Raw genomic sequence first — 21,855 nt, 5'->3', positions numbered from 1 at the left:
TACGGAACACGATTTTGAGTCGTGCGCGTCTGCCAATTCCGCCACTTCGGCACATTTGTTGTCGCTCTTGGCGACAAGAATTATAATATCACGCATTTTTTACAAAAGCAATGCCCTTTTTTATCTTTTTATATACTCGATCAGAGCACCCTTTAGTTATATGCCCAGCGGGAAAAACTGTGCCAAAAAGATAGTTAGGCATGAAGAATGAATAGCTTAGACGCAAAAATCAAAAAATCGACGCAATTCTTAGTGGAATTGACGCAATAAATCATAAATTGACGCAATCATAGCTAAATAAGACGCAATAACTACAAGGTGAATATATCCTCTTCTAACAAGTTTATAATGACTAGATAATTATTTAATGCTAATTTATTAAAACTCAACTCTACTGAAAAATTACTTTACTTATAGTTCTCAAGTAACGTTTAGATCTCATACCCCATCAAAGATCTTCAAAAATCTTCTACACTCACAATCCCTAATTTACCTCCTTTCCCTATTACTCAACTTGCCTATTTGTATGGTACAATGAATGTTATTGATATTTAAACGTATTTATAATGTATTAAGGTGATTAATTCTGGAGGTGAGTAGTATGAATACTGACTTTATTCGTGTTAAATCTCTGGAAGGTGAATTGAAGCTATCGCAGATGAAGAGTCAATTCGGTTGTTCTATCACAACGAAGGAACTGGTTTTCTTAAAACCGCATCACTCTTACCAGATCCAATTGAGTGACATTATTAGCATGGTTCCTCATCAAGTGGAAAGCCGACCGATGACATTCTATCCACAGGCTTCCAAGGAAGAAAAGGTAGTTGCTTCCTTCGGGAACAATTATTATAAAGTTTCTGTGGATAAGGTTAAGATCTATAACCGCAGCGGTACGTTTGAACGAGGGAAAATGGATTTCATTGTCCCCCTAAGCCAAAAGATACTAGAGCATGTTGCGCAATACAGTAACCTCATGTTGTTTACTTAGGGGTAGAAACCTCATTTTTACAAATATACTTTTTAAATAAAAACTGTTAAAATTAATAGAAATTTATTAATGGTGGAGGGAAACAAACAATGGCTAGACGTATGAGAAGTGACACTATCAAGCGCGGATTTGACCGTGCACCACATAGAAGCTTATTGAGAGCGACTGGAGTTATTCAAGACGAATCCGATTGGGACAAGCCTTTTATCGCTGTTGCCAACTCTTATATCGATATTATTCCAGGACACGTTCACTTGCAGGAATTCGGAAAGCTTGTAAAAGAAGCGATTCGTGAAGCAGGCGGAGTACCTTTCGAGTTCAATACCATTGGTGTAGATGACGGGATTGCCATGGGCCATATCGGCATGCGCTATTCCTTGCCTAGCCGCGAAATCATTGCTGATTCGATCGAAACTGTCGTTTCAGCTCATGCTTTCGATGGACTGATTTGTATCCCGAACTGCGATAAGATCACACCGGCAATGATGATGGCTTCTCTTCGGGTTAATATCCCAACAATCATCGTAACCGGCGGACCGATGAAAGCTGGAAAGACTTCTGATGGACGCTCCATTTCTCTATCTTCCGTATTTGAAGGCGTAGGTGCTTTCCAATCCGGAAAAATTAACCAAGAAAGCTTAGACGAGCTTGAAAAGTATGGCTGTCCGACCTGTGGATCCTGCTCTGGTATGTTTACAGCTAACTCCATGAACTGCCTTGCAGAAGTGCTCGGACTTGCTTTACCAGGCAACGGAACCATCTTAGCTGTTTCCGACGAGCGCAGAGATTTAGTGAAGCGTGCAGCGAAGCAGATTATGAACTTGATTGAGCAGGACATTAAACCTCGCGATATCGTAACTGAAAAAGCGATCGATAATGCTTTCGCTTTAGATATGGCAATGGGCGGGTCCACTAATACTGTTCTTCATACTTTAGCTATTGCAAATGAAGCTGGGATTGACTATTCTCTAGAACGAATCAATCTTGTGGCAGAAAGAGTTCCGCATTTATCTAAAATTGCACCTGCCTCTGACTACCATATGGAAGATGTCCACAACGCTGGTGGAGTCACTGCGATCTTAAACGAACTTAGCAAAAAGGAAGGGGCTATCCATACAGATACCCTAACCGTTACTGGCAAGACGCTTGCTGAAAACATCGCTGGACATGACATTACAAACAAGGAAGTCATTCGTCCTTTAGATAATCCTTATTCTCCTAAAGGCGGATTGTCCATCTTGTTCGGAAACTTGGCTCCTGAAGGCGGCGTAATCAAGACTGGAGCTGTAGAGCCTGGTATTACTCGCCATGAAGGACCTGCTATTGTTTTTGATTCACAAGAGCAAGCCTTAGAAGGAATCGCTACTGGGAAAATTAAAGAAGGACATGTTGTTGTCATTCGTTATGAAGGACCAAAGGGTGGCCCGGGAATGCCGGAAATGCTTGCACCTACCTCTCAAATCATGGGAATGGGACTTGGAACAAAAGTAGCTCTTGTCACAGACGGGCGCTTCTCCGGGGCTTCCCGCGGAATCAGTGTAGGTCACGTTTCTCCTGAAGCTGCTGAGGGCGGACCGATTGCCTTCATTAACGACGGAGACATTGTTGTAATTGACCTAGAAAGCAATAAATTAGAAGTGAAAATCTCTGATGAAGAGATGGCTAAGCGCAAGGCTGCATGGACTGGGTTTGAGCCAAAAGTAAAAACGGGTTACCTCGCTCGCTATTCCAAGCTTGTTACTTCTGCAAGCACTGGCGGAATTATGAAAATTTAATTTGGATTTATTACAGGCCGATTCTCATCGGCCTGTTTTTATGTCATTAAAAAGTAAAAATCCCGCCAAAGTTTGGCGGGATTATTTGTATTTTCTATTGATGCATTAGCAGTGTGATTTTCTTTGTGTAGAGAGGTGCGCAATTCTTATATTGATCATCTGCACCTGTTCATACAACTTCATTCTGGAATTCCAATTCAAATCTGGACTGACCACTGAATCCTTGATCCTGTTTTTCTTTTCCCTTAAGATCCCTATGTCATGTAATGCTTCTATTTCATTCTTAAATGAATCCATAGAAACCTCCCTTTACCAAAAGTCCAAAAGAATCTATCAGTGACTGTGATTCAAGAATACCAAAATAAGGATACTTTGTCCACAGAAAAATGTGAATAAACTGTTATCTAGATGTTAATTAATTATCAACACGCTTGTTCGCTGTGTGGATAAATATCATGTATATTTCTCTTCTTCCTGAGTCATAATAAAAATCCACAGCAAGGGACGAGGGCAATAGCCCACTGGACGTCCGCTGTGGAGAGCTTTCGGTAGAGCAAGCCTGATTTGTCGGAAAAGCTTCATTGAAGCCTTAGCAGGGACGCAGGGGAATCCTGCTCTCTGCCCAAAACAAAAAAGGAGTGATTGAAGAATGGCTCAAAATGATAACAACAACAACCAAAAACTTGTTCCTCAAGCTGCTCAAGCACTGGATCAAATGAAGTACGAAATTGCGTCAGAATTTGGCGTACAGCTTGGCGCAGATACCACTTCTCGTGCAAATGGTTCTGTAGGTGGAGAAATCACAAAGCGCCTTGTGCAATTTGCTGAACAGCAATTGGCTAACAACCGCTAGTCTTAAGGCTTAACCCTCCTTCTAGGAAGCGGAATATTCCGCTTCCTTTTTACATTTCGGAAAGAAAGGATCGTTTCAACCATGGAATTAAAAATTGTATGCTATAACATCCATAGCGGAAAAAATCTTTTCTATAGGCCTACTCTGGATTCCATTATTGAGTTTTTGCGTGAACAGGCACCCGATATCGTTTCTTTGCAAGAAGTTCACAATAACTCGAAGCAAGGTTGGCAATTTAATCAAATTAAAGAAGCTTTAGCTATGAATGGAGATTTCGGGGGGAATGTGAAGATAGGGGACGGAATGTACGGAAACGCGACATTAACGCGATTCCCTCTGATCCAATCGAAAAATATCCCTTTGCCAAGTCAAAAGGAACAAAGAGGTGTCCTCTGCTCCACAATTGATATCAAAGGACGTACGATCGAGGTTTTGAACACCCATCTAGGTCTAGGAAAAAAAGAAAGAGAGTCGCAATTAGAGCACCTTGCGATGCTCCTAGACAAAAGCTCTTTACTTCATATTTTGATGGGGGACTTCAATACGGTCGTTACGATACCATTCCCTGATATGATGGATCTTGGAAAGAAAGCAGGGAAAGAAAGTCTTCCGACCATCTTCCCCTTAAAGAAAAGAATTGACTATATTTATGCGTCTTCATCATTCCATCTTTCCAGCTATGAAGTAATTCCCGTAACCCACTCTGACCATTATCCCATCACTTCCGTGATTGGCTTAAGTAAGTAATTGTAAAATATAATTTTTTAAATCAACGAGCCGCGGATGTTGAAAAGGTCGGTTTTTCCCCTCTGTCCCAGTGACAATCAAAGGGATAGTCGAATCTTTCCAATGCAATGACCCGTGGCTCCCCCCATTCAGATGGGTAGGGGCATACTCCGATTTAAATTCACATCCCGGTTTTGCTGTTACCGCAATCATTGGAATATCCTGAGAATATAAAGCACCATATAATCGAGCTAAAACATCCGGAAAGTCGCCGAAAGAAAGCATCTGCGAATCTGCTGAAGTTTGCAGGTCTAAAATGCCTCTTTCTCCCTTTATGGTCCAAGCAGCTCCATATATATCTTGCAGCTCTCCACCTCGGCGAAAGCAAAGCTCCCCTTCTTTTTGGCCCGAGCACACGGAGACCCAATCCCCATCCTTCCACGCAATGATATCGATCCGTTCCTCCTGCTTTAGGCGATGGATGACCTCTTTGTCTACGCCGCTTTTGAAAGGATAGATATACGTCATTCGCTCATTGTTAGCAATGAGCAGATCATCTTCACTAGCTGGCTTTTCACCGTAGGGGGTAATCCTCAAACCGGCCAATAGATCTTCAAGCGTAATATTATGGATTTTCTCTGAGTTCCCAATAAGCGTTTGACCATGGTCCCCTGTAATGATAAACACATATTTCTCCAGCGCCTGTTCCCAAGAAGAAAACTGATTTAAAACGGATTGCAATTTTTGATCGACTTTTTGTAGAATGGCACAAGCCTTTTTCGGATGAATGTGGACCTGATGATCGTTATCAGGAAGATAAACCATCGTAAAGTCTGGCGTGGTGTCGTGAGAAATTAAATGTTTAAGCAAACGAATGGCAAAATCATCATTAATTCCATAGTGACGAAATACCGACTCATCCCATGCCCAAGGCAGCCTAGGATGTATGGGAGAGCGGACGAGTCTCCCCATTGTAAACAGATCGGGGCCACTGACATCCGGAAAGGTGCGAAAACCCGTTAACAATCTTAACAAAAATGGCAGATTCACTTTATACTTTTTTCGAGAACGATGGGCGATTAGATTAATCGAACCGGACGTCCTTCCCCGGACTTCCAACTCTTCATATATGGTGGAAACGTTTCTGCTGAGATGCTTATCATTCATTCCATGCAAAACGTCGGTGGCGCATTGGCCCAGCCCTAGTTTTCTTACGGGCATGGACCCGTTGCCGTAATTGACCAGACTCCGCTGTTCAAGATCATACCAAACGAGAGCTGGAATCTTATGCTTATCCGGGTATTCCCCACTGACAAGGGAACAGTCGACCGATGCAGTCATGGTAGGAAAAACGCTTGTACATTTATCCCAGTACATGCCTTTTTCCTTAAAGAAAGCTAAGGCTGGGGTCAGGCCACGGTTGATACAATCCTCTAAAACCTCAGGCATCAAGGAATCTATCATTAAGAAGATCACTTTTTTCATTAATAGTCCCTCTCCCCTTTCGGTTTAGTCAAGTAGTGTCTAGTTTGTACAACCGCAGCCTTTTTATTCCATCATCTTTAAAAGGGACAGTTCTTCCTCGGTAAGTTCACGGGATTCCCCTAAGGATAACGCCGGATCTAAAGAAAGATTTCCCATTTTTATCCGCTTCAGGTACTTCACTTTCTTCCCAACTGCAATAAACATTCTTTTTACTTGATGAAATTTCCCTTCATAGATGGTCAATTCAATTCGGGAAAGCTCTCCTGACTCCAAAATGACTAAATCCGCCGGTAGCGTCTCATACCCGTCATCCAGTTTTACTCCCTTTGCAAATGCCTCGATATCTTCTTGGGTCACTATACCTTCAACGTCAGCATAATAGGTTTTTGGGACATGCTTTCGCGGAGACAGCAATTCATGAGCCATCTTGCCGTCATTCGTTAAGATCAATAATCCTTCCGTGTCTTTATCCAGTCTGCCGACAGGAAACACCTCAAAGGGTATGTATTCCATATCCAAAAGATCGATTACCGTACGTTCGATTAGATCCTCTGTAGCAGAGATGACCCCTTGCGGTTTGTTTAGCATTAAATAAACAAACTCTCTGTACCTTACCGGTTCACCGTCGAATTCCACTTCCTGCTCTTCCGGATCCACGTGCTGGCTGCTATCTTTGACCATTTTTCCATCGACAAGGACAAGCCCATCTTTGGCAAATTTCTTGATATCTTTTCTTGTTCCAAATCCCATATTGGATAGCAGCTTATCTAGTCTCATTTTTGCCATCGTCGTTCTCCTCTGCTTTTTCCATTATTTTTTCCGACATCAGTTAAAAATAAAAGGGCAATCCTAAAGGATCACCCTCTCAACTGTAGCTTATTCTTCTTCAGGATACCAGTTATCAAGTACCTTCGCTTCTAAAACCTTCCCTTTAACGAACCCGACTTGGCTCTCGGTGAAGTTAGTCGTCCAATCCAGTCCCAGCTCTTCTGCGATTCCGGCAATGGTCAAAAGTTCCTGCCAAGCCACATATCGCTTATACCAGAAGAATTGAGGATGTTCACCCATGTACGGATAGAGGTCGTCAAACTCTGTGTGTTTACAGTCAACGGCACGCTCGAATGTAATCTTTGCTCTTTGCAACTTATCTTGAAAGAATTTCGTAATATCTTGATCCATTTGGATGGACATACTAATTCCCCTCCTAGCGCTTTCTTTTTATTATATAATTTTTGACGAGTAAAATCGAATGTTTTAGAAAATTTATAACCGATAAATTTCTGGTAACCTGCCCCGATTAATTATTTTTTTCTTTTTCTTTCCCTTTCTCTTGCTTCTCTGGCTCACCTTGCGCAGGAGGTTCTAATAAATTGAGCTCAGGATTCACTGGCTCTGTTTCCGGCTGTGGAGGTTTGGTTACATCGGGCTGTTTCGCATTCGGATCTTCCATGTCAGGTTCCTCCCCTTCAGGCGGAATCTCCTCCATTCCTTCCCCCTCCTCATCTACAGGCGGCGCAAGCTCTGGATCAAGGAGCGGTGCTGGAATAATCTGAACGATATTAGACTCGCTGCCTTCCCGCTTATTTTGCGAATCATAAGGAACAACCAAATAGTTTACGGGTTCCGTTGACTGAATCCCCGTATCCATCCACTCATTGTATTCTGTTTCCCCAATCAATTCTTTATTTGCCGGATCACCGATATAGCGATAAATCCGATAAAGAACACGGTCATCAGGGATGGCTGACCAAACGAGATGAATCGAGTCCATCAAGTTCTCCACCTGCAGGTCTGTAATAGGCTGCAAATTGACCGGCGGAACTAAATCCTTGACTCCCTTTGGCTTTGTGAATGACTGGATTTCCCGGCCCTCTAATGCTTCTGTCATGACTGTACTAAAGAACTTCGCCGTAACTTCACTTCCCTTAGTCAAATAGTTGGCCTCGGCATTAGATTTATCGTAACCCATCCAAACCGCGCCGACATATTCAGGGGTATACCCCACAAACCAGGCATCCCGGTTCCCGCCTCTCGTTCCTTCCATCTGGGTTGTACCTGTTTTGCCCGCGACAGGTCGATTCATTCGCGCGGCCTTTCCTGTACCCTCTTTTACCACTGCTTGCAGCATTTTCGTCATATAGTACGAAGTCTGTTCCGTGACTACGGTCGATGTGGCAACTTCATTCTCCAAAATGGCACCATCGCGATCCTGAATTTTAACAATAGCATGCGGCTCAACCAACACCCCATGATTAGCAAAGGCACTATAGGCCGCTGCCATCTCCAAAGGCGACACGCCGTATGTGAGGCCGCCCAGAGCTATCCCTAGCTGGCGATCCTTTTCCTTATCATAGGGAATGCCAAACCGGTCCAGGTAACGAAAGCTTGTATCAATTCCCATCTCATTCAAAAGCCAAACGGCGGGTACATTTTTCGATCTTTTTAAAGCATCGTACATGGATACCCGACCCAAGTAACCATCTCCGTTCCAGTTACTCGGACTGTAGCCCCCCTGGAAGGTCATTTTTTCATCTCTCAGCATATCATAAGGATTCCAATCCTGTTCTAATGCAGGAGCATAAACCGCAAGCGGCTTAAAGGTAGATCCTGGGCTTCGTTTGGTTAAGGCACGGTTTAACCCTTTTGAGACATAGTCCCGGCCGCCCATCATCGCCGCGACTCCACCGGTGTAAGGATCCATGATGACCATTCCCGCTTGAACTAAATCTTCCGATTTTGACTTCGGAAACAGCTCGGGATTGTCAAAAGCACGGATCATTGCGTTTTGTGCCTGGGAGTCCATTTCCGTATAGATTTGGTATCCTCCGCGATATAATTGGTTTTCCGTGATGCCGAACTTTTCCTGTGCCTCTTGCAGCACGTAATCGACATAAGCGCGGACCGCCTTATCCCCTTTGCTGGCGCCAACAAGCTTCAATTCCTCTTTTTCAGCGGCTTCTCGTTGCTCTTTCGTAATGGCCCCATTTTTCTCCATCAGGGCGAGAACAACCTTGCGTCGCTCAAGCGATTTTTCGTAATTTTTGAGCGGAGAATAGCTATTCGGTGCTTTTGGCAAGGCTGCTAAGGTTGCCACTTCCGCCAGCGTCAGCTCGTTGAGATCATCCTTCCCAAAATAATATCGAGAAGCAGCTTTGATCCCATACACCGCGTCACCGAAGAAAATTTCATTCAAATAAAATTCAAGAATCTGTTCTTTGGAATAGTTTTGTTCCAAATTTAACGCAATAAGGGCCTCTTTGGTCTTTCTCCAAAGAGATTTTTCATGAGTCAAATAGACATTCTTTGCCAGCTGCTGAGTAATGGTACTTGCCCCTTCCACCTTGCTTCCTGCTAGGATATCCTTATAAAGGGCTCGCCCAATGGCAATAACATCTACCCCACGGTGCGTAAAGAAACGTTCATCCTCGACGTTTACAAACGCACTGACGATAATGGGGGGGATTTCCTGGTACTCAACGTATTCCCGGTCTTCTACGTATAACCGATATACCTCTTGTTCATTTCTATCGTATAAGACGGTTGTTTCAATTTGTTCCTTTACTTTTCCTTGATCCACTAACGCGTTGCCTACAGACAGCATCGCTGCACATCCCCCGACAACAAGGAGCACTAGAGCTCCTGCAAGGATGCCAAACCATCTCCAAAGGTTCCGCTTTTTCTTTTTTCTTGTCATTTCTCTCCCTCCTTTAGTTTTTTACTCTATGAAGACCGTAAAAGTTTCATTTCATCCAGTAAAAAATCTTTCGCAACAACATTGACTTTTTAGGGGGGAATAAGTTATAATTTAAAATTTCCTTATTTTTACATATCAAACGAGAAAGAAGGTACAACCGTGTACCTTCTACGCATAGGGATTTTGATTCAATTCTGACTTTCTCTTGCGGACGGCCAAGAGAGCTGATCGGAAAATATCTGGATCTCCCAGAAGACCCGCTTCATGAAGCTCCTTTAGTTCATCTTCCATCAGCAGGCAATCTCCCATAGCGTTACCCGTATAAATCACAATCCCAAATGCCCTCAGCAATTCTTTCACCTCAATAAAGGACATGGGTCTCATCTGGCTTATCCTTCTTTCGTATATTCTACAACGACTTTCGTGCCAAGCCCGCCTCTTGCATTCCAATCCGCATCAATTTTCATATACAGCGGATCGCAGCATTGAACCAAATCATTTAGAATTCGGTTTGTAGCATGCTCCTGGTAGATCCCCACGTTGCGGTAGGAAGTAAGATAGTACTTAAGAGATTTCATTTCAATCAGCTTCTCATTCGGGACGTAGGTCACTTTGATATCCGCAAAATCAGGCAGTCCGGACCAAGGACAAACGGAAGTAAACTCATTCGTCGGAATCATGACTTCCGTTTTCTTTCCAACGTACTCATAAGGAATGGTTTCTAAAATATCTACTAAAATAACAGATTCATCTTGGATATCGAAACGAATACCTTTATATTTATCATGATTGTGTTCAACTTGCGCCATGGATAATAGCCCCCTCAAATAAAATAAAACCGTCCTATACAACCAGCCTGCACAAACAGGCAGACTTAAAGTGGGACGGTTGAAATATTCCGATATACGGTGGATGTTTTTTCCGTTGGTTTCCCCACTAAACAACGATTCTATTTTCCCTTTGCTATTATGAGGGATTCCTTAAAGAATTGCAACCAGAATAATTTGGGGGCTACCCTTGCAAATATTCGATGAGCTGGGGGTGAAGAAATGGATTGCTTGCTACGACCGTACTGACTTCCGTTAAAGGGATCTCGGAGCCATCCAATGTCGTGGTGTTCCCTCCCGCTTCCTCAACGATGACTTTCCCTCCGGCAAAATCCCATGGATTGAGAAAAAGGCTAACATAAGCATCCACCCTGCCTGCCGCAACGTAAGCCATTTCGAGAGCTGCACAGCCGTAAACGCGAATCCCCCTTGATTTCTTGGGCAGATCGTACAGCACGTTCACTAGGCCTAACTCCTCAGCGCGCTGATTCCAGAAAAGGCTGCTGCAGATCAGCGCTTCCTGAAGATTGACAGGCTTGTCTAGCTTTAGCGGACTGCCGTTCAAGTAGGCACCTTCCCCTTTCAAGGCCCAAAACAGCTCATCTCGCGAAGGATCATAAATCACCCCTAACATACCGATACCTTTGTGAACCACGGCGACAGATACGACATAGTTTATTTTCTGATGGACAAAATTCATTGTGCCATCAATCGGATCAATGACCCATAACGTATCGAACTCCTTGGGATCCCTCTCAAAAGTCCCCTCCTCTCCAATAATCCCATGCTCAGGATATTGGTTGAGGATCTTCTGGATGATAAATTCTTCTACCTCCTTATCGACCTGGGTCACCAAGTCCGACGGTGAAGACTTAAATGTATACTCGAGAGGATTTTCTGCACGCTTTAAGCTTATTTTACCCGCTTCAATGGCCCATTCCTTGGCTTTTGACAACATGTCTTTAAAATCCAGCATTATTCCGACACACCTTTATCCATAAGATAGTCTCTCCTATTGTATTGTATTCCCTTGTCTTACCAAAAAAACCTCCTGCGGATCCAAAATTAGTGGGTTTGCTTTTAACTTTCAGCAGCAAGAGTCGGCAGGATTTAAGGCGTAACCCTCGAATAACAGATTTAAATCAATCAATAGAAATGAGGGAATGGAACGATGAGCTTTGAGTGGCACGCGGAAAGTGCATCCCAATGGAACAAGATGTCGGAAACTTGGGAGCAAAACAGTAAAGAAATGTGGGAAAAAGGCAGTCGAAAAACCGTGATTCCGTTGTTTGCAAAGCACCTTTCACCAGCCATGGGTTCCATTCTTGATGCCGGTTGCGGGGACGGATATGGAACGGGCAAGCTTGCCCATCTAGGCTTTAATAGTGTTGGCATAGATATATCGGAGGAGATGATAGAAAAAGCGCGCTCCCGCCAAGAAAACCAACTACCCATGCGTTTTGAACAAGCAGATATTGTTCGTCTTCCCTTCCCAGCTGAATCCTTTGCTGGGATCATGTCCATTAACTGCTTGGAGTGGACGGAATCGCCTCTTGTAGGCCTTAGTGAATTAAAACGCGTTCTCCAGCCTGGTGGAATCCTCTGCTTAGGCGTCCTCGGACCCACAGCTGCGCCAAGACAGCATAGCTATAAACGCCTATATGGTGAAGAGGTGATCTGCAATACCATGATGCCTTGGGAATGCGCCCGTTTAGTCCAGGAAAATGGATTTGAGATTATAGAACAAGAGGGGGTATATAAGAAGGGGGTACGGGAGGAAATGGTGGCCTCTTTATCGCTTGAATTAAAGCAAGCTCTTACTTTTTTATGGCTTTTTATCTTGCGAAAAAAATAAAGAGATGCTCAAGAGGTCGGTTTTATTACAGTAATGTCCACTTCTGCCAGTTGGAAGAAAGAATGTAAAGTCCATTTCCCATTCCATGATGAATAATTGGAGAGAAAACTCCACTTATTTCTTCTTAATCCCATGATTTCGATCGTCTCACCGTGCTAGTAGTGGTCGTTTCTCCACCTATTTACAAGTTAAGGAAATGATCTGGACATTTAATTGGAGATTTTCCACCTACTTCAGACCTATTCAGCTTTCTCTCGCAAATCAACGAATTTCTTATCAACATAGAATGATGTTGCAAAAAAGACTGCCCCTAAGTCGGTTCTACCGCCTTTAGGGACAGCCCCTTATCTTCGGGTTCATGAGATAACGGGAGAATTTCCGCTTATTTACCTTTTTCTATTGAAAAAGGACAAAATAGGCGGACTTTTTCCTGTTAAGAGTGGCAAAGTAAGGTTTTTTGGCCTATTTCTAGGCGATAACCGGATTTTCTCCTGTTATTCCATCCCTCCCCGCCTACTTCAGCGCATTCCTTATGCTAGTCAAAGCACGCTGAATCATTTCCGCTGTAATCTCGCGGTGTGTGACGAAACGGATCATTCCATCATCAAATGGAGAGGCCAGTACCTCAGCCTGTTTTAACCGGTCGAGGAACTCGTCATTAGTTAGTCCAGTTCCTTTGATATCACATAGAATAATATTGGTCTCCACGCCTTGAACATCCACTTCCAAACCGCTGATGGATGCCAGCCCTTCAGCCAGCCTGCGGGCATGGGCATGATCTTCCGCCAGTCGGCCAACCATTTGTTCAAGTGCGATAATTCCTGGAGCCGCAATGACCCCCACTTGGCGCAAGCCACCGCCTAGACGCTTTCTCCACTTCCTTGCTTCCCGGATAAACTCGCGGCTCCCTGCTAAAACAGAGCCGATCGGTGCTGACAACCCTTTGGATAGGCAGACTTGAACGGTATTCACATACTGCGTAAAAGCTATAACGGGTTGACCTATGGCAACAGCCGCATTAAATAGGCGGGCTCCATCCAAATGAACGGGGACTTGCTTTTCGCGAGCCATATCATAAATGGCCTTCATGTTTTCTAATGGAACGATTTTTCCCCCGGATTTGTTGTGGGTATTCTCCAAGCAAATTAAACCACTGTAAGGATAATGAATATCTTCGCCGCGAATGGCCCGTTTGACATCTCTCGGGTCCATCGCCCCTCTGCTTCCGGCTATTGGCCGAGTCTGCACACCAGCTAATGCCGAAGAGGCTCCTGCTTCGTAAAGGAAGATATGGGATTCAGCCTCCAGGATCACTTCGTCCCCTGGCCGGCAATGGGTAAGAATAGCCACTTGATTGCCTTGGGTACCGCTCGTCACGAACAAGGCTGCTTCCTTCCCTAAGATTTCAGCTGCCAGTGCTTCCAGCTTGTTGACGGTCGGGTCCTCGCCATACACATCATCCCCGACCACAGCCTCGGCCATGGCCCGCCTCATTTCTTCGGTTGGGTTCGTTACGGTATCACTGCGAAAATCCATGCTGGCTCCTTTAAAAATTGATTTTTTTGTAAAGATCATGATGCATCGGATGCTGCTCGATAATCATCAAAAGGTTGTCCATCCAGGCTTTAATTCCCAAGATATGCTCCAGGTCATCCCGACTGAAGGACAGCTCGTGAATGTAAGGCTCCAGCTCCCGAACCATACGCTCCATTTTGTCATCGAATTGATTCCATTTCATCATTTGCCTGACTTCTGCATCACGGTTCATGACATCATGAATAATTTGATATATATTGAGCACTCGTTTTATCATTTCGTAGGCCTGACGGCGGTTTTCCAAGTAATTGACTTTGGATTGTGCTTTCAGATCTTTTCTCACAAAAGAAAAATAAGAGAAAAAATGGACCAGTGTCAATAACAGGACGCCCCAAGTTAATCCGAGCCCTCCATAGTAATAATAGGGAGCCATCGACTTCTCGGTAGCAAGCCAAAGGATGAAATGGTATAAGAGAGAAAGGACCCAGAGGATGACAATATTCAGGTTCACTCTTGCAACCGTTTCTTCCGTTTGGACAAACTTTTTAGTGGAAATAAAGATAAAAGCTAATAGGTATAAATCCAAAAACAATATGCTGCAAAAAAATAAACTGATTTGTAGCGTTTGCCGAAACTCTAGCGCTTCCGGAATTCGGACATATGCCCACAGGCAATAGAGAACGGCTAGAAATAATAGGCTTATACCAAGCCATATCCCAACTCTCGGAGTTTGGCCTTGGCTCACTTTGTGTCTCTCTACCCGAGACATCAGTTCCACGTTTGTCACCTCACTTTCTCTTCCAATGGCATACTATACTAATTCTCCTTTTTTCGTCCATATCCTTTCGGTATGCCCTTGACACAACAGATAAGCTCATTTTAACAGCTGTGCCAAGAGTATACCAATTTTAATTTTGAGCTTCTACTGAATAACTTTCAAGGGTAAAATAATGGCATTAGTTTTGTATGAGGTGAATGAATGAAAAAGATACCCGCTGAATTTGAACAAACGATGAGAAATCTCCTGGAAGGCGAATTCGACTCCTTTATGGCGTCATACCAAGAATCTTCGCAGCAAGGCTTGCGCGTGAATACGCTAAAAGTCGATCCAGAACTTTTTCTGCACGGTTCCGGATTTTCCCTTGAGCCTGTGCCTTGGTGCCCGTCCGGCTTTTATTACTCGGAAAAAGACCGCCCAGGAAAACATCCCTACCATGCTGCAGGGGTTTATTATATTCAGGAGCCTAGTGCCATGTCTGTGGTTGAATTTCTACAGCCTAAGCCTGGTGAAAAAATATTGGATCTATGCGCAGCTCCAGGAGGCAAATCCACACACATTGCTGCTTATTTGCAAGGACAAGGGCTCCTTGTCACCAACGAAATCCATGCTACCCGCGCTAAGGCGTTATCTGAGAACATCGAACGGTGCGGAGTTCGCAACGCCCTTGTGACCAACGAAACCCCTGAGCGCCTAGCTTCCCGTTTTCCAGCTTTTTTCGATCGCATCCTTGTCGATGCCCCTTGTTCAGGGGAAGGGATGTTCCGTAAGCTCGATGAAGCTTGTGAAGATTGGTCGCCTGACAAAATTGCTCACTGCTCCGCTATGCAATCGGACATTCTCGATGCGGCCGCGATCATGCTTAAGCCTGGGGGCGTCATCGTGTATTCCACTTGCACCTTTTCTCCGGAAGAAAACGAAAAAAAGATCGCTTCCTTTCTGTATAATCACCCTTCATTCGAGCTGGAAGCCTTGCCGCCCCTTCATGGCATGGCCTCAGGCCGGGCCGAATGGGCTGGCGGACGGGAAGAAGTGAGAAAAACGGTGAGGCTATGGCCCCATCTGCTTAAAGGCGAGGGGCATTTCGCCGCCCGATTGCGCAAAACGGAGGGCAACGAAGACAGTTTAGAGAAAGTTCGGCCTGCAAAGGTGGAGAAACAGGCGTTAGGGTTATTTTACGAGTTTTGTAAAGAGTATTTAATAAATGAATGGACTGGAGAGGGAAGTTTTCTTCTGTTTGGGGATCAGCTTTATTTTCATCCTTTGGAGATCCCTTCCATCGAAAAGCTTAAAGTACTCCGTCCGGGTTGGCATTTAGGAACAGTGAAAAAGGGAAGATTTGAACCAAGCCATGCCCTAGCGCTCGGCTTAGAAAAAGAACAAGCCCTGTACAGCCAAACCTTTCAGCCTACAGATGAAAGACTTCTTCGCTATCTCAGGGGAGAATCCTTAATGGTAGACACCGAACAAAAAGGATGGGCCTTAGTGTGTGTAGAGAAATTTCCTGTAGGTTGGGGGAAAATCTCCAATGGACAGTTAAAGAATCATTATCCCAAAGGTCTTCGATGGGTTTAGGTATAAAATAAAGAGGCAGTCAAGCTGCCTCTTTTATCTGCCTTTCACTTCTTTGGCTTCTTTTCTCTTCTTCTTTCGAATCTGTTCGTTAATGGACTGCTGGATTCGCTTCCGCTTTTCCTGATTTTCCTGCCGTTGCTTCTCCAAGACCGCTTTTTTCTTATAACCTGGCTTAACCTTCTTCTTATCCGCTGCAGCCTTGGGCTGGGCTTCGGTTCTCTGTGGGCGGTTCTCCCGGGAATCTTTTGCTTTCGCTTGATCCGCCACCTTGTTATCCGTTCTTCTCGGATTCCTTCTTTCCTTTCCAGGCACCGGGGCATTGCCCTTCGTACCGGTCAGAAGACGCTCTTCAATCTTTTGTTTAATGGCGGCTTCAATTTTTTTCATGATCTGCTTCTGGCGCGGCGATACAAACGTAATGGCCGTTCCTTCTTGACCGGCTCTTCCGGTTCTCCCTACGCGGTGAATATAGCTTTCCGGATCAGAAGGCAGATCAAAGTTAAAGACATGGGTTACGCCTTCCACGTCAACCCCCCGGGCAGCAATGTCTGTACAGACTAAAAACTGGAACTTAACCTTACGGAAATTATCCATCAGCTGTTCTCGCTTATTCTGGGAAAGCCCGCCATGCAAAGCCTGCGCTTCATAGCCTGCCTGCTGAAGCTGTTCAGTGATGAACTCGACGCGGTCTTGGGTATTCACAAAGATAACGGCTAAGTAGGGATTCAATTCACCTAGTAACGTTTGAAGAGCTTCGACTTTCTCGCTTTGATTGACCACATAGTAATATTGTTTGGTCTTTTCAGCCGTAGCTTGCTTCATCTCTACCTTGATATGGGGCGGCTGGAACATGAACCGATGAGCAAGCAATCTCACTCGATCCGGCATGGTAGCTGAAAATAAAAGCGTCTGCTTTTTCTCAGGGGTTTGCCGGATAATCGTCTCTACGTCTTCCTGGAAGCCCATCTCCAGCATTTTGTCCGCTTCATCGAGGACCAGCATCTTGATCCGGCCAAAGTGCAGGGTATCCCGACGAAGATGGTCAAGAATTCTGCCCGGCGTTCCGACGACAATGTGAACTCGGTCCTGCAATTTATTAATCTGCGCTTGAATGTCGCGGCCGCCATGCAAGCATAGAACGTTAAGATCCATATGCTTAGCCAGATCCTGCACATCTTCCGCGATTTGAATCGCCAGCTCACGGGTTGGGGTCAGAATGAGCCCCTGTATATCCTGACTGTTTAATTGAATTTTTTGCAGCATCGGGATCACGAATGCGGCTGTTTTTCCCGTCCCCGTCTGCGCTTGCCCGATCAGATCCTTCCCTTCCAAAGCTAGGGGAATGGCTCTTTCCTGGATCGGGGTTGGCTCTGTAAAATAAAGATCCGTTATTCCCTCCAGGATCTCTTGCTTTAATCCGAACTTTGCAAATCCTTTCATGGATTAGCTCCTTTCAATTGGTATGCCCACCTTATTGTACCGTAATTTTCCTGCAAGGCAAGGATTACCTCTTCACTCTTATTATCCTTGCCCTTTTTCTATTTGGGAAAACATAAAAAAGCTTCATTGAAGCATTTCAGGGCAGCCAGACCACCTTTAGAGGAAGCTTTTCCTAGCTTTACACCAACCCTGCGGGTTAAATTTAATAAAATAATTTTATAAATTTGAGGGTTTACCCTTGATGTAAAGCTAGGGAAATTTATGCGGAATAAGGATGATAGTTCGGGAAGTTTATACATTCTTATTCCGTCAAAAAGCCGCTGCCCTAACGGCAACGGCTTTTTATCTAATGATTCACAATTCCTACTCGCTCTTCTTCTTTTGCAATAATCTCCGGTTTATCCTTATCCTGCAGGAAGAAGCGAATACTATCAAGCAGGGCTTGCCAGCTGGCCTCAATGACGTTGCCTGAAACCCCGACCGTGTTCCATTGTTCCTTACCGTCAGAGGACTCGATCAATACGCGAACCTTGGCCGCTGTAGCGCCCCCTTCATCCAACACCCGAACCTTATAATCCGACAAATGCATTTCATTGATAACAGGATAGTAGGCTTCCAATGCTTTTCGAAGGGCATTATCCAGCGCATTCACCGGACCATTTCCTTCTCCTGCTGTGTGGACCAATTCATCCATTACCCGAATCTTAACCGTAGCTTCGGTATGAATGGCCGAATCCGCTGATTTCTCAACGAGAATCTTGAAAGACTCTAGCGCAAACGGCTCCCACAGCTCGCCCAATCCTTCTTTCAGCAATAACTCAAAGGAAGCATCCGCACCTTCATACTGATAGCCTGCGTGCTCCATTTCCTTGATTTTTTGAATGATGGACTTGGTCTTCGGATCAGACTTGCTAAGATCCACATTCAGTTCTTGGGCTTTAAAGAGAAGGTTGCTTTGTCCGGCTAATTCCGAAACCAGAACTCTGCGGTGATTTCCCACCTGTTCAGGCTGAAGATGCTCATACGTTTCCGGAGATTTCAAGATCGCACTGACATGCATACCCCCTTTATGGGCAAAAGCGCTCACTCCGGTAAATGGCTGCGTATTCGGCGGAATGACGTTAGCCACTTCATGGACAAAGCGAGAAAGGTTAGTCAGTTGCTTTAACTGCTCTTCTTTTACACAGGTGTAGCCTAACTTGAGCTGCAAGTTCGGAATGATGGAGATCAGGTTCGCATTACCGCATCGTTCTCCATACCCGTTTATGGTTCCTTGCACTTGTCGGGCTCCCGCTCTCACGGCAGCCAGGGAGTTGGCCACAGCACATTCAGAATCGTTATGACAGTGTACGCCAATCGGAATCGTGATAGCTTGCTTCACGGCAAGTACTACTTCTTCCAGCTCATGCGGCAATGTACCGCCGTTTGTGTCGCATAGCACAAGCCAGTCCGCACCTGCAGACTCTGCGCTTTTCAATGCTTCTAAAGCATAGGTTGGATTATTCTTATATCCATCAAAAAAATGCTCAGCATCAAAGATCACTTCAAGACCTCGCGACTTTAAAAACTGAACGGAATCAAAAATCATTGATAAATTTTCTTCTAAAGTGGTCTGCAATGCGTGGGTGACATGAAAATCCCAGGTCTTCCCAAAGATCGTAGCGACCGAAACGCCACTTTCAATCAGCTTGTTCAAATTCTCATCCTGATCGGCCGTTACGCCTTGGCGTCTGGTGCTTCCAAAAGCAGTGATTTTCGCGTGGGATAAGTTCAGCTGCTTGGCCCTTTCAAAGAACTCCATGTCCTTTGGGTTGCTGCCAGGCCAGCCGCCCTCGATATAATGCACACCAAACTGATCCAGCCGGAGCGCAATCTTTAGCTTATCATCCACGGATAGGCTGATGCCTTCTCCCTGTGTCCCATCTCGTAAGGTTGTATCATAGAGTAATACTTGATCCAACGTATCGTTCCCTCCTGACTAAAAACAACTCTATAATTATCAAATAACTCTTATATTTTGCATTTCAGTATAGCATAGGCGACTGGAACTGAAAACCTGATTTTTTTTCATGTTTCAAGGAAGGATATAGTATAATGTACGACAGTTAACCGAGAAAGAATATGAATATAGAGGAGAGTAACGCATGTTCACGCTTGAAACTTCTGTGCTGGTCAAGCTTGGTGCCTCCATCGTGTTTGGCCTGATCATTGGTTTGGAAAGAGAGCTCAGGAAAAAGCCATTGGGGTTGAAAACATCCCTTGTCATCTGCGTAAGCAGTTGTCTGCTAACCATCGTCTCCATTGAATCCGCCCATCGATATGCACAGGCTTACGTTACACCCATGGATCCTCTCCGCTTGGCTGCGCAAATTGTATCTGGGATTGGCTTTCTGGGCGCTGGGGTAATCCTGAGAAAGCAAAACGATATTATCGTCGGTCTCACCACCGCGGCCATGATTTGGGCTGCCTCCGGGTTAGGCATTGCGACAGGAGCCGGGTTTTATGTAGAGGCCTTCGTCGGCGTTTGCCTGATTATCCTCTGCGTTGAACTTTTTCCGATGCTTATCAAGCGGCTTGGACCCGCAACCCTCAGTGAAAAAGAAATCAGGCTCGAATTGATCGTAAAAAAAGAAGATAATCGAGTCATTCAAATTTTGGATGAAATCAAATCAAAAGATATCAAAATCAAGCATGTAAGAATTAATGATATCCGGCCTGATTCGGGCAAGGAAGGAACGCATCAGGTGCAGCTCGTCATCATGGTTCATGAAAATCGGTTTACGGCGGATATCTATCATGAGATGAAACAGATTAATTTTATCCTTAGCGTACAGATCGAGAATTTATCACCTGCAAAAAAATAACAGGGTGTCGAACCGCTGGTCCGGCACCCTTCCTTCCTAAATTTCTATAGACGGTTCTTTTCCTCGCTCAAAATGAAATCCATCGACGACTTGACCCTTGTAGTTCATTCGAATATTTACCCACTCCATCGGATCTGTCAAAGCTTCTTCAAAAACGCTTTTCATGATATGATGAGCCGTATCCTCGGTTGGCTTAATGGCCAATTCCACATTTACATCGACGCCATCCTCCGAGTAAATGAACGTCGCTTCCCCCAGCGGACGATCCTTTGGGTCGACAAGGTCAAAGATTACCTCTGCCCGTTCCCTTTCTTCGTAATCGTCCTCTTCTTCTTGACGCTCCAGCATTTGAACAATGCTGTCAGACTCTACTTCTTCCGAATCGTCCAATTGATCATCATCTTCGGTTTCAATTTCCACTTCCTCATACTCTTCCCCGTTAACAAAAAAAGTAAAATTATACTGATCGATTAGATCATGGTCATAGTCCTTAAGAAGAATGGCTTCAACGTCTTCCATTTCCTGTTCCGTCGGCTCACTGGTGAAGTGGATGTCCCCTACAATCCGTGTTCCTTTAATATCAACCACGGCCTCCGCTACAAGATCGCCCTCATCATCGTAGACTTGATATTCAATTCCTTGTTTTCCCTGGCCAACAATCCAGCGCTCATAACCCTTGATTTCCTCGACCAGGTCGTCCGCATCCTCATCTTCGTCCATCCCGTCAAGATAGTCTTCCAGCAAGGAATACTCACCATAGAGGATATTAATGTTGTGGTCGGTTACATTCAGCGCATAGGACAAGCTTGTAATATAGGACTGTACCTCTTGTATGATACTGTATGCCTCATTTTTTTCCACGTACTCTTCATCCAAGTGAATGGTTCCCGTCAGTAAATCATTTTCACGGTAAATCAAATATACATCACCTATCCATTCTCCCTCACGGTGAATGGATAGAGCTTCCCCTCCCGTCGTGCGGAGCTCAGGGTATAGTTCAATTCTAGCCATGGTTTCCACTCCTTCCAGCATGTTCTCCATCTATTTTGGGATAAATAAGAGGAGGATATACCGCGGAGGTGATATGCAATGGAAAATATGAGTTTTACGGTTCATGATATCGCAAGAGACGTAGGGGTCAGCCTTTCAGGGCCCGGCCAGCATCCCTGCGGCGCTGACTTGTACTTAAAAGCGATCCTGGCCTTGATTGAGCAAGCGGATTTAAGTGCGATGGCCGAAGATGGTTACCGTGATTTTAGCTTTCAGTTCCAGGTCGCGATTCTCAAGCAACTGGTCAATCGAACCTTTATGGATACCCTTGAAAAAATACCGGATGACTTGGACTATGCCGAAGCCCTCATCCACGATATCCAGCACTTCCGTGAAGAAGGACTTCTCTAATCGAGGGAATGGAAAGATAGGCTTTTCACTCTTCAACATAAATAAAGGTGCCTCATAA

The 21,855-nt window shown here is 44.7% G+C and carries 20 protein-coding genes; 8 read left to right on the top strand and 12 right to left on the bottom strand.

All coding sequences use genetic code 11. From position 1 onward, the window contains the following. Positions 1-601: 601 nt before the first annotated feature. From ABLT31_RS25090 to ABLT31_RS25075, 4 genes are all read left to right on the top strand, one after another. Positions 602-988, top strand: coding sequence for a hypothetical protein (locus ABLT31_RS25090; protein WP_367756930.1), 387 nt, complete (start codon positions 602-604; stop codon positions 986-988). 89 nt (positions 989-1,077) lie between these two features. After that, complete coding sequence (ilvD, locus tag ABLT31_RS25085; protein ID WP_367756928.1) at positions 1,078-2,763, top strand: dihydroxy-acid dehydratase; 1,686 nt, start codon at positions 1,078-1,080, stop codon at positions 2,761-2,763. 649 nt (positions 2,764-3,412) lie between these two features. Continuing rightward, positions 3,413-3,616, top strand: coding sequence for a small, acid-soluble spore protein, alpha/beta type (locus ABLT31_RS25080; RefSeq protein ID WP_367756926.1), 204 nt, complete (start codon positions 3,413-3,415; stop codon positions 3,614-3,616). Positions 3,617-3,697: 81 nt separating this feature from the next. Next, entirely contained in the window at positions 3,698-4,363 is a 666-nt protein-coding gene (locus ABLT31_RS25075) for an endonuclease/exonuclease/phosphatase family protein (protein WP_367756924.1), read from the top strand. On the opposite strand, the gene ABLT31_RS25070 is transcribed toward ABLT31_RS25075, so the two are convergent. The 7 genes from ABLT31_RS25070 to ABLT31_RS25040 form a co-directional block, all read right to left on the bottom strand. Further along, entirely contained in the window at positions 4,352-5,827 is a 1,476-nt protein-coding gene (locus tag ABLT31_RS25070) for an alkaline phosphatase family protein (protein ID WP_367756922.1), read from the bottom strand. The genes ABLT31_RS25075 and ABLT31_RS25070 overlap by 12 nt on opposite strands. Before the next feature lie 63 nt (positions 5,828-5,890). Continuing rightward, a complete protein-coding gene (locus tag ABLT31_RS25065) occupies positions 5,891-6,604 on the bottom strand; it encodes a pseudouridine synthase (RefSeq protein WP_367756944.1) in 714 nt (237 codons plus the stop codon). A gap of 99 nt (positions 6,605-6,703) precedes the next feature. Beyond that, entirely contained in the window at positions 6,704-7,018 is a 315-nt protein-coding gene (locus ABLT31_RS25060; RefSeq protein WP_367756920.1) for a hypothetical protein, read from the bottom strand. A gap of 106 nt (positions 7,019-7,124) precedes the next feature. After that, a complete protein-coding gene (locus ABLT31_RS25055) occupies positions 7,125-9,521 on the bottom strand; it encodes a transglycosylase domain-containing protein (RefSeq protein ID WP_367756917.1) in 2,397 nt (798 codons plus the stop codon). Between the two features lie 168 nt (positions 9,522-9,689). After that, positions 9,690-9,905, bottom strand: a complete 216-nt coding sequence (locus ABLT31_RS25050) for a YqgQ family protein (RefSeq protein WP_367756914.1) — start codon at positions 9,903-9,905, stop codon at positions 9,690-9,692. 5 nt (positions 9,906-9,910) lie between these two features. Then, entirely contained in the window at positions 9,911-10,330 is a 420-nt protein-coding gene (queF, locus tag ABLT31_RS25045) for a preQ(1) synthase (protein ID WP_367756912.1), read from the bottom strand. A gap of 202 nt (positions 10,331-10,532) precedes the next feature. Beyond that, a complete protein-coding gene (locus tag ABLT31_RS25040; RefSeq protein WP_367756909.1) occupies positions 10,533-11,324 on the bottom strand; it encodes an inositol monophosphatase family protein in 792 nt (263 codons plus the stop codon). A 195-nt stretch (positions 11,325-11,519) separates the two neighbouring features. Between ABLT31_RS25040 and ABLT31_RS25035 the strand changes: the two genes are divergently transcribed. Next, positions 11,520-12,203, top strand: a complete 684-nt coding sequence (locus ABLT31_RS25035) for a class I SAM-dependent methyltransferase (protein WP_367756907.1) — start codon at positions 11,520-11,522, stop codon at positions 12,201-12,203. Positions 12,204-12,716: 513 nt separating this feature from the next. Here ABLT31_RS25035 and ltaE read toward each other — a convergent pair. Further along, on the bottom strand, positions 12,717-13,739 hold the full coding sequence (ltaE, locus tag ABLT31_RS25030; protein WP_367756905.1) for a low-specificity L-threonine aldolase: 1,023 nt from the start codon (positions 13,737-13,739) through the stop codon (positions 12,717-12,719). 10 nt (positions 13,740-13,749) lie between these two features. Next, positions 13,750-14,526 (bottom strand): hypothetical protein, encoded by a 777-nt coding sequence (locus ABLT31_RS25025; protein WP_367756903.1) that lies wholly within the window; start codon positions 14,524-14,526, stop codon positions 13,750-13,752. Between the two features lie 192 nt (positions 14,527-14,718). Between ABLT31_RS25025 and ABLT31_RS25020 the strand changes: the two genes are divergently transcribed. Next, positions 14,719-16,092, top strand: coding sequence for an RsmF rRNA methyltransferase first C-terminal domain-containing protein (locus tag ABLT31_RS25020; RefSeq protein WP_367756901.1), 1,374 nt, complete (start codon positions 14,719-14,721; stop codon positions 16,090-16,092). A gap of 33 nt (positions 16,093-16,125) precedes the next feature. Here ABLT31_RS25020 and ABLT31_RS25015 read toward each other — a convergent pair whose 3' ends face one another. Beyond that, the gene (locus ABLT31_RS25015) at positions 16,126-17,532 is read right to left on the bottom strand and encodes a DEAD/DEAH box helicase (protein WP_367756899.1); all 1,407 of its coding nucleotides are present in this window, start codon (positions 17,530-17,532) and stop codon (positions 16,126-16,128) included. A gap of 346 nt (positions 17,533-17,878) precedes the next feature. Beyond that, positions 17,879-19,492 carry a citramalate synthase gene (gene cimA / locus ABLT31_RS25010; protein WP_367756897.1) on the bottom strand — a complete coding sequence of 538 codons (1,614 nt, stop codon included), beginning with the start codon at positions 19,490-19,492 and terminating at the stop codon, positions 17,879-17,881. Between the two features lie 184 nt (positions 19,493-19,676). Between cimA and ABLT31_RS25005 the strand changes: the two genes are divergently transcribed. Further along, positions 19,677-20,396 carry an MgtC/SapB family protein gene (locus tag ABLT31_RS25005; protein WP_367756895.1) on the top strand — a complete coding sequence of 240 codons (720 nt, stop codon included), beginning with the start codon at positions 19,677-19,679 and terminating at the stop codon, positions 20,394-20,396. Between the two features lie 36 nt (positions 20,397-20,432). Here ABLT31_RS25005 and ABLT31_RS25000 read toward each other — a convergent pair whose 3' ends face one another. Then, complete coding sequence (locus tag ABLT31_RS25000) at positions 20,433-21,407, bottom strand: hypothetical protein (protein ID WP_367756893.1); 975 nt, start codon at positions 21,405-21,407, stop codon at positions 20,433-20,435. A gap of 78 nt (positions 21,408-21,485) precedes the next feature. On the opposite strand from ABLT31_RS25000, the gene ABLT31_RS24995 reads away from it, so the two are divergent. Then, complete coding sequence (locus ABLT31_RS24995) at positions 21,486-21,797, top strand: hypothetical protein (protein ID WP_367756891.1); 312 nt, start codon at positions 21,486-21,488, stop codon at positions 21,795-21,797. The last annotated feature ends 58 nt before the right edge of the window (positions 21,798-21,855 follow it).

It is taken from the genome of Ammoniphilus soli, assembly GCF_040813775.1.
This window is presented reverse-complemented; position numbering and strand designations above follow the sequence as displayed.

Coding starts and splice junctions, on each gene's coding strand:
- ABLT31_RS25090 (WP_367756930.1), top strand. CDS start 602: ATGAATACTGACTTTATTCGTGTTAAATCTCTGGAAGGTGAATTGAAG.
- ilvD (WP_367756928.1), top strand. CDS start 1,078: ATGGCTAGACGTATGAGAAGTGACACTATCAAGCGCGGATTTGACCGT.
- ABLT31_RS25080 (WP_367756926.1), top strand. CDS start 3,413: ATGGCTCAAAATGATAACAACAACAACCAAAAACTTGTTCCTCAAGCT.
- ABLT31_RS25075 (WP_367756924.1), top strand. CDS start 3,698: ATGGAATTAAAAATTGTATGCTATAACATCCATAGCGGAAAAAATCTT.
- ABLT31_RS25070 (WP_367756922.1), bottom strand. CDS start 5,827: ATGAAAAAAGTGATCTTCTTAATGATAGATTCCTTGATGCCTGAGGTT.
- ABLT31_RS25065 (WP_367756944.1), bottom strand. CDS start 6,604: ATGAGACTAGATAAGCTGCTATCCAATATGGGATTTGGAACAAGAAAA.
- ABLT31_RS25060 (WP_367756920.1), bottom strand. CDS start 7,018: ATGTCCATCCAAATGGATCAAGATATTACGAAATTCTTTCAAGATAAG.
- ABLT31_RS25055 (WP_367756917.1), bottom strand. CDS start 9,521: ATGACAAGAAAAAAGAAAAAGCGGAACCTTTGGAGATGGTTTGGCATC.
- ABLT31_RS25050 (WP_367756914.1), bottom strand. CDS start 9,905: ATGAGACCCATGTCCTTTATTGAGGTGAAAGAATTGCTGAGGGCATTT.
- queF (WP_367756912.1), bottom strand. CDS start 10,330: ATGGCGCAAGTTGAACACAATCATGATAAATATAAAGGTATTCGTTTC.
- ABLT31_RS25040 (WP_367756909.1), bottom strand. CDS start 11,324: ATGCTGGATTTTAAAGACATGTTGTCAAAAGCCAAGGAATGGGCCATT.
- ABLT31_RS25035 (WP_367756907.1), top strand. CDS start 11,520: ATGAGCTTTGAGTGGCACGCGGAAAGTGCATCCCAATGGAACAAGATG.
- ltaE (WP_367756905.1), bottom strand. CDS start 13,739: ATGGATTTTCGCAGTGATACCGTAACGAACCCAACCGAAGAAATGAGG.
- ABLT31_RS25020 (WP_367756901.1), top strand. CDS start 14,719: ATGAAAAAGATACCCGCTGAATTTGAACAAACGATGAGAAATCTCCTG.
- ABLT31_RS25015 (WP_367756899.1), bottom strand. CDS start 17,532: ATGAAAGGATTTGCAAAGTTCGGATTAAAGCAAGAGATCCTGGAGGGA.
- ABLT31_RS25005 (WP_367756895.1), top strand. CDS start 19,677: ATGTTCACGCTTGAAACTTCTGTGCTGGTCAAGCTTGGTGCCTCCATC.
- ABLT31_RS25000 (WP_367756893.1), bottom strand. CDS start 21,407: ATGGCTAGAATTGAACTATACCCTGAGCTCCGCACGACGGGAGGGGAA.
- ABLT31_RS24995 (WP_367756891.1), top strand. CDS start 21,486: ATGGAAAATATGAGTTTTACGGTTCATGATATCGCAAGAGACGTAGGG.